We start from the raw sequence: 4,611 nt of genomic DNA, 5'->3' as shown, positions 1-4,611 counted from the left end.
GCCTAGGACGACCGGCCGGGCTCAGCCCGGGGTGACCAGCCGGGCCTCGTAGGCGAACACCGCCGCCTGGGTACGGTCCCGCAGGCCCAGTTTCACCAGGATGCGGCTGACATGCGTCTTGACCGTGGACTCGGCGACCACCAGCCGGCCGGCGATCTCCGCGTTCGACAGGCCCTGCGCGATCAGCACCAGCACCTCGGTCTCCCGGTCGGTCAGGTCCCCGTAGGCCGCCTGCGCCGCGGGCGTCGGCCGCGGACCGCCGGACAGCTTCGAGAACTCGGTGATCAGCCGTCGGGTCACCGAGGGCGCCAGCAGCGCCTCACCGGAGGCCACCACCCGGACGCCGTCCGCGAGCTGCCGCGCCGACGCGTCCTTCAGCAGAAAGCCCGAGGCGCCCGCCCGCAGCGCCTGGTACACGTACTCGTCGAGGTCGAACGTCGTCAGCACCAGCACCTTCGCCGTGCCGTCCGACGCGACGATCTCCCGGGTCGCCTCGATGCCGTTCATCTCGGGCATCCGGATGTCCATCAGCACGACGTCCGGGGCCAGTTCCCGCACCCGCTCGACCGCCTCCCGCCCGTTGACGGCCTCGCCGACGACCTCGATGTCCGGCATCGCGTTCAGCAGGACGGAGAAACCCTCGCGCACCATCATCTGGTCGTCCGCGACCAGCACCCGGATCGTCATGCCTCGCTCTCGATCCCCGCGTCGGCCGCGGCCACCGGCAGGAACACCGTCACCTCGTAGCCGCCCTCGGCCGTCGGGCCGGCCGTCATCCCGCCGTTCAGCATGGCGACGCGCTCGCGCATCCCGGTGACCCCGTGCCCGGCGCCGGGCGAGGGCTTCACCGACGAGGGGTCGGGCACCGGCCCGTTGACGATGCGCAGCCCCAGCCCGCCGAGGACGTAACCGATCTCGACCCGGGCGTCGGCCCCCGGCGCGTGCCGCAGGGTGTTGCTCAGCGCCTCCTGGACGATGCGGTACGCCGACAGCTCGACGCCCTGCGGGAGTTCACGGACCGCGCCCGTCACCACCTTCGCCACCTCCGGCCCCGCCTCCCGCACATTGGCCAGCAGCGCGTCCAGGTCGGCGAGCGTGGGCTGCGGGGCGTCCGGCGCCTCGTAGTCCTCGGCGCGCACCACGCCCAGCACCCGGCGCAGCTCGGTCAGCGCGGCCACCGCGTTCTCCCGGATGACGGCGAAGGCGCGCTCCAGCTCCGGCGGCGGGTTCTCCACCCGGTAGGGCGCGGCCTCCGCCTGGATGGCGACCACCGACATGTGGTGGGCGACCACGTCGTGCAGCTCGCGGGCGATCGTGGTGCGCTCCTCCAGCAGGGTGCGCCGGGAACGCTCGTGGGCGGTCTCCGTCTGCTGGGCGCTCACCACCTCCTCGGCGGTCCGGCGTATGTGCCAGACCGTGACCACGAGCAGGATCAGCGCGGAGAGGACCAGCATGGGAGCGGTGTCGCTGCTGCCGAAGGGCCCGGTGCCGAAGAGTGCCTCCGCGAAGAAGCCGTAGAACGCCGTGGCCGCCCACATCCAGGCCGCCGTGCGCGGCCGGGTCCGGGCGGCCACGACCGTCAGGACCACCACATGGGAGATGGCGCTGCACTGCGCCCACGGCCGGTCGCCCCACGGCCGGCTCAGGACGCCCACCACCAAGGTCGACGCCAGCGACAGCCAGAAGGCACCGACCGGCCGGATCAGCGTCAGCGCGACCGGGATCACGGCGAGCAGGCCGCACAGCAGGCCGGTCAGGGTGCTTCCGCCGAACGAGGACGTCGCGGCCGTCAGCGCGAGTACGCCGCCGAGCGCCACCGTCGCGTGCGGGGTCCAGGCCGCGTACGCCCGCGCCCGGCCGGAAAGCCGCCGCAGCAGCGGGCGCTCGCTGCCCAGCCGGGGCAGCGGGCGGTAGGCGAAGGCGTCGTGGAAGAGGTCCTGCCGCATCCCGCGCAGGGCGTCGGCGGCCAGCCGGAACTCCGGGCTGCGCGGCTTGATCGCGCTGAAGGTCTCGTCCGCGCCCCCCGAGGGCGTCGGCTGCGTCTGGGTCGTGTCGGTCACGTTCAGAACGGTAGGCGCAGGAGGCCGGCGCGGTCGTCCTCAGTGAGTGGGGTCCTCGCGGATCCGTCTCAGGTACTACGGGGATCAGCACCACGGGCCCTACGGCCGTCGGGCCCTACGGCCGTCAGGCCCTACAACGTGCGGGCGGAGTCAGGCACGGGTCACCTCCGAGGTCTCGCCCAGGACGATCCGGGTCAGGTTGGCGAGGGAGACCGAGCCCGGGGTGAAGTAGGTGCTGTGGCCGCCGGGGCCCGCCGCGAAGACGCGGGCGCCGAAGGTCGGGGAGACCGGGTCGGTGCCGAAGCCGACGGTCGTGCCGAACAGGTCGGTGCTGATGTGCGGGACCTCGGCCACCCAGTCGTCGGCGCCGCGGGCCGCCCACACCCGGGCCCGGGTGCGCAGCCCGCTCACCGAGCCGGCGCCGGTGCCGGGGCTGCCGACCAGGACGATGTCGTCGACGGCCGGACCGGCCGCGGCCCGGCCGCAGACGACGGAGCCGTAGGAGTGGCAGAGCAGGGAGAGGTGCGCCCGGGGGCCGGCGAGGGTGTGCAGCTGCCGTACGAGTTCGCGCAGCCGCGGGGCCGCCTGCTCGGCGCGGCCCGTGGTGGTGACCGCGGCGCCGACCGTGCCGGGGGTGCGGTAGCCGAGCCAGGCCACGACCGCGGTGCGGGTGCCCCGCGGGGCCTGCCGGGCGAGCTGCGCGCGCAGCGCCACGGCACCCGCGCGGAAGCGCGCGTAGGTGTCGAGGGAGGTGTCGGAGCCCGGGACCAGGACCGCCACCCGGTCCGCCCGTGCCAGGTCGCCGAGGACGTCGGTCGCCAGGCCCGCGCCGCGCCCGTCGAAGGCGAGGAGCTGCCGGCCGGGTCCGGCCAGGGCACGGTCGGCGGCGGCCCGGTGACGATCGCCGTGGGCGGCGGCCATCCGGGCCGCCTCGGCGGCGTCGGCCCGGTTGGCGGCGTACGCCTCGTCCAGCGAGGCCGCCGTCACCCGGCCGAGGGCGGCGGGGGCCGGGGCGGGGATCCGCGGCCGGGCGGCGGCGGAGAGCGGGACCACCAGGGCCGCGGCGACGAGGGTGGCGAGCAGACCGCGACGCCGTCCGCCCGGGGGCCGCCGGACGGACGCCCGCACGGCCGTCGGCCCCGTGGCCGTCCCTCCCCCGGTGTCCGCCGCCTGCGTGTCACGGCCCATGGCCGCCCCCTCCCGGTCCGCCCTGTGGTCCGGCCGTCCGGCCTTCGGGCTGGTACGGAGGGGAAGTTACGGAGCCGCACGCGTCGTCCGTGTCCCGCCAGGGAACGCTTCCACGGCATAGCTCTCAGGTACTACGGGTGCTACGGGGCATCGCCCCGGGGGGGCGCGGCCGTCTGCCCCGACGGCCCGCCGCACGCCTCGACGGCTCGACGGCTCGACGGCTCGTCGCACATCTGCCTCGACGACACGTCACATCCGTTGCTCACCAGGCCAGTTGGGCGATCTCCTCCGCCACCACCGCGCAGGCGTCCGCCGCCGGGTCGATCAGCGGGAAGTGGCCGACCTCGGCCAGCAGCGTCAGTCCCACCATCTCGCCGGCCTTCGCCGCCGCGTCCGCGAACGCCTCGGCGACCGCCTTCGGGACGTCGATGTCGTCACGGCCCTGGACGAGGGTGGTCGCGATGCCGGTGGGAAGCAGCAGCGCCGGATCGGCGTACGGCTGCCGTACGCCGAAGTGCTCCTCTCCGCCGAGGAGTTGTCCTGCCGCGCCCCCGCACACCTCCAGCTTCTCGGCGACCGCGAAGTCGGCGATCGGGGCGAGGGCAACGACCCCGCGCAGCGCGGCGGGGCCGTCGAGCCGCCAGGGGGCGTCGGCGGGCAGGACGTGCCGGGCCGCCGCCCACAGGGCCAGCTGGCCGCCCGCCGAGTGACCGACGACGACCGTACGGCGCGGGTCCGCCTGCGGAAGGACCTCCCGGACGAGGGAGGGGAGGGCGTCCAGGGCGGCGGCCACGTCGTCGAAGGTGTCCGGCCAGCGCCCGGCGACCGGGGCTGCCCCGTCCGGCGCGGGGACCGCGGAACCGCGCCGGTACTCGACGTTGGCCACGGCGAAGCCCCGGCGGGCGAGGAAGTCCGCGAACGGGGTGATGTGCCGCCGGTCGTACGGGGCGCGCCAGGCACCGCCGTGCAGCAGCACGACCAGGGGAGCACCGGCGTCGGCGGCGGTCTCCGTGCGCGGGACGTAGAAGTCGATCACCTGGTCGGGGTGGTCGCCGTACGCGGCGGTGCGGTCTGGGTCGACGGCGGGGTGCGAGAAGGCCGACTCCTCTTCCGCGGCGGCACGGGCCGCTGCCGCGGCGTCAGGGGCTGCTGCGTCGTCCGGCATGCTCCAACCTCTCAGCGAAGAAACGGACTTTGCCGGCCGGGGCCGGGTGCACCGAGGGAATTCGGCCGTCGGCGGGGACGGTATCAGGCCGGTGACACGGGCGGACAGGCAGATGTCACCCTCGGTGAGGGCTCGGGCCCGTACTTCGGCAGCCCCCGGGGACCGGTACGGCGCCGCGCCCGGAGCAAGACCCCGGGC

Annotated in this window: 4 protein-coding genes; all 4 read right to left on the bottom strand. The window is 75.3% G+C overall.

The genetic code is table 11. The features are described 5' to 3' along the window. Nucleotides 1–21: 21 nt before the first annotated feature. The 4 genes from ABT085_RS44095 to ABT085_RS44080 all read right to left on the bottom strand — a co-directional run bounded on the left by ABT085_RS44095 (nucleotide 22) and on the right by ABT085_RS44080 (nucleotide 4,413). A complete protein-coding gene (locus ABT085_RS44095; RefSeq protein WP_351622187.1) occupies nucleotides 22–687 on the bottom strand; it encodes a response regulator in 666 nt (221 codons plus the stop codon). Then, a complete protein-coding gene (locus ABT085_RS44090) occupies nucleotides 684–2,060 on the bottom strand; it encodes a sensor histidine kinase (protein ID WP_351622184.1) in 1,377 nt (458 codons plus the stop codon). Before ABT085_RS44090 ends, ABT085_RS44095 begins: the two co-directional genes overlap by 4 nt. Nucleotides 2,061–2,210: 150 nt before the next feature. Next, the gene (locus tag ABT085_RS44085) at nucleotides 2,211–3,248 is read right to left on the bottom strand and encodes an alpha/beta hydrolase (protein ID WP_351622182.1); all 1,038 of its coding nucleotides are present in this window, start codon (nucleotides 3,246–3,248) and stop codon (nucleotides 2,211–2,213) included. Nucleotides 3,249–3,510: 262 nt separating this feature from the next. Next, a complete protein-coding gene (locus tag ABT085_RS44080) occupies nucleotides 3,511–4,413 on the bottom strand; it encodes an alpha/beta hydrolase (protein ID WP_351622179.1) in 903 nt (300 codons plus the stop codon). Between the last annotated feature and the right edge of the window lie 198 nt (nucleotides 4,414–4,611).

The organism is Streptomyces sp. NPDC002265 (assembly GCF_040296125.1).
Lineage (GTDB): Bacteria > Actinomycetota > Actinomycetes > Streptomycetales > Streptomycetaceae > Streptomyces.
The sequence above is the reverse complement of the archived record's forward strand: the minus strand, read 5'-3'. Positions and strand labels throughout refer to the sequence as shown.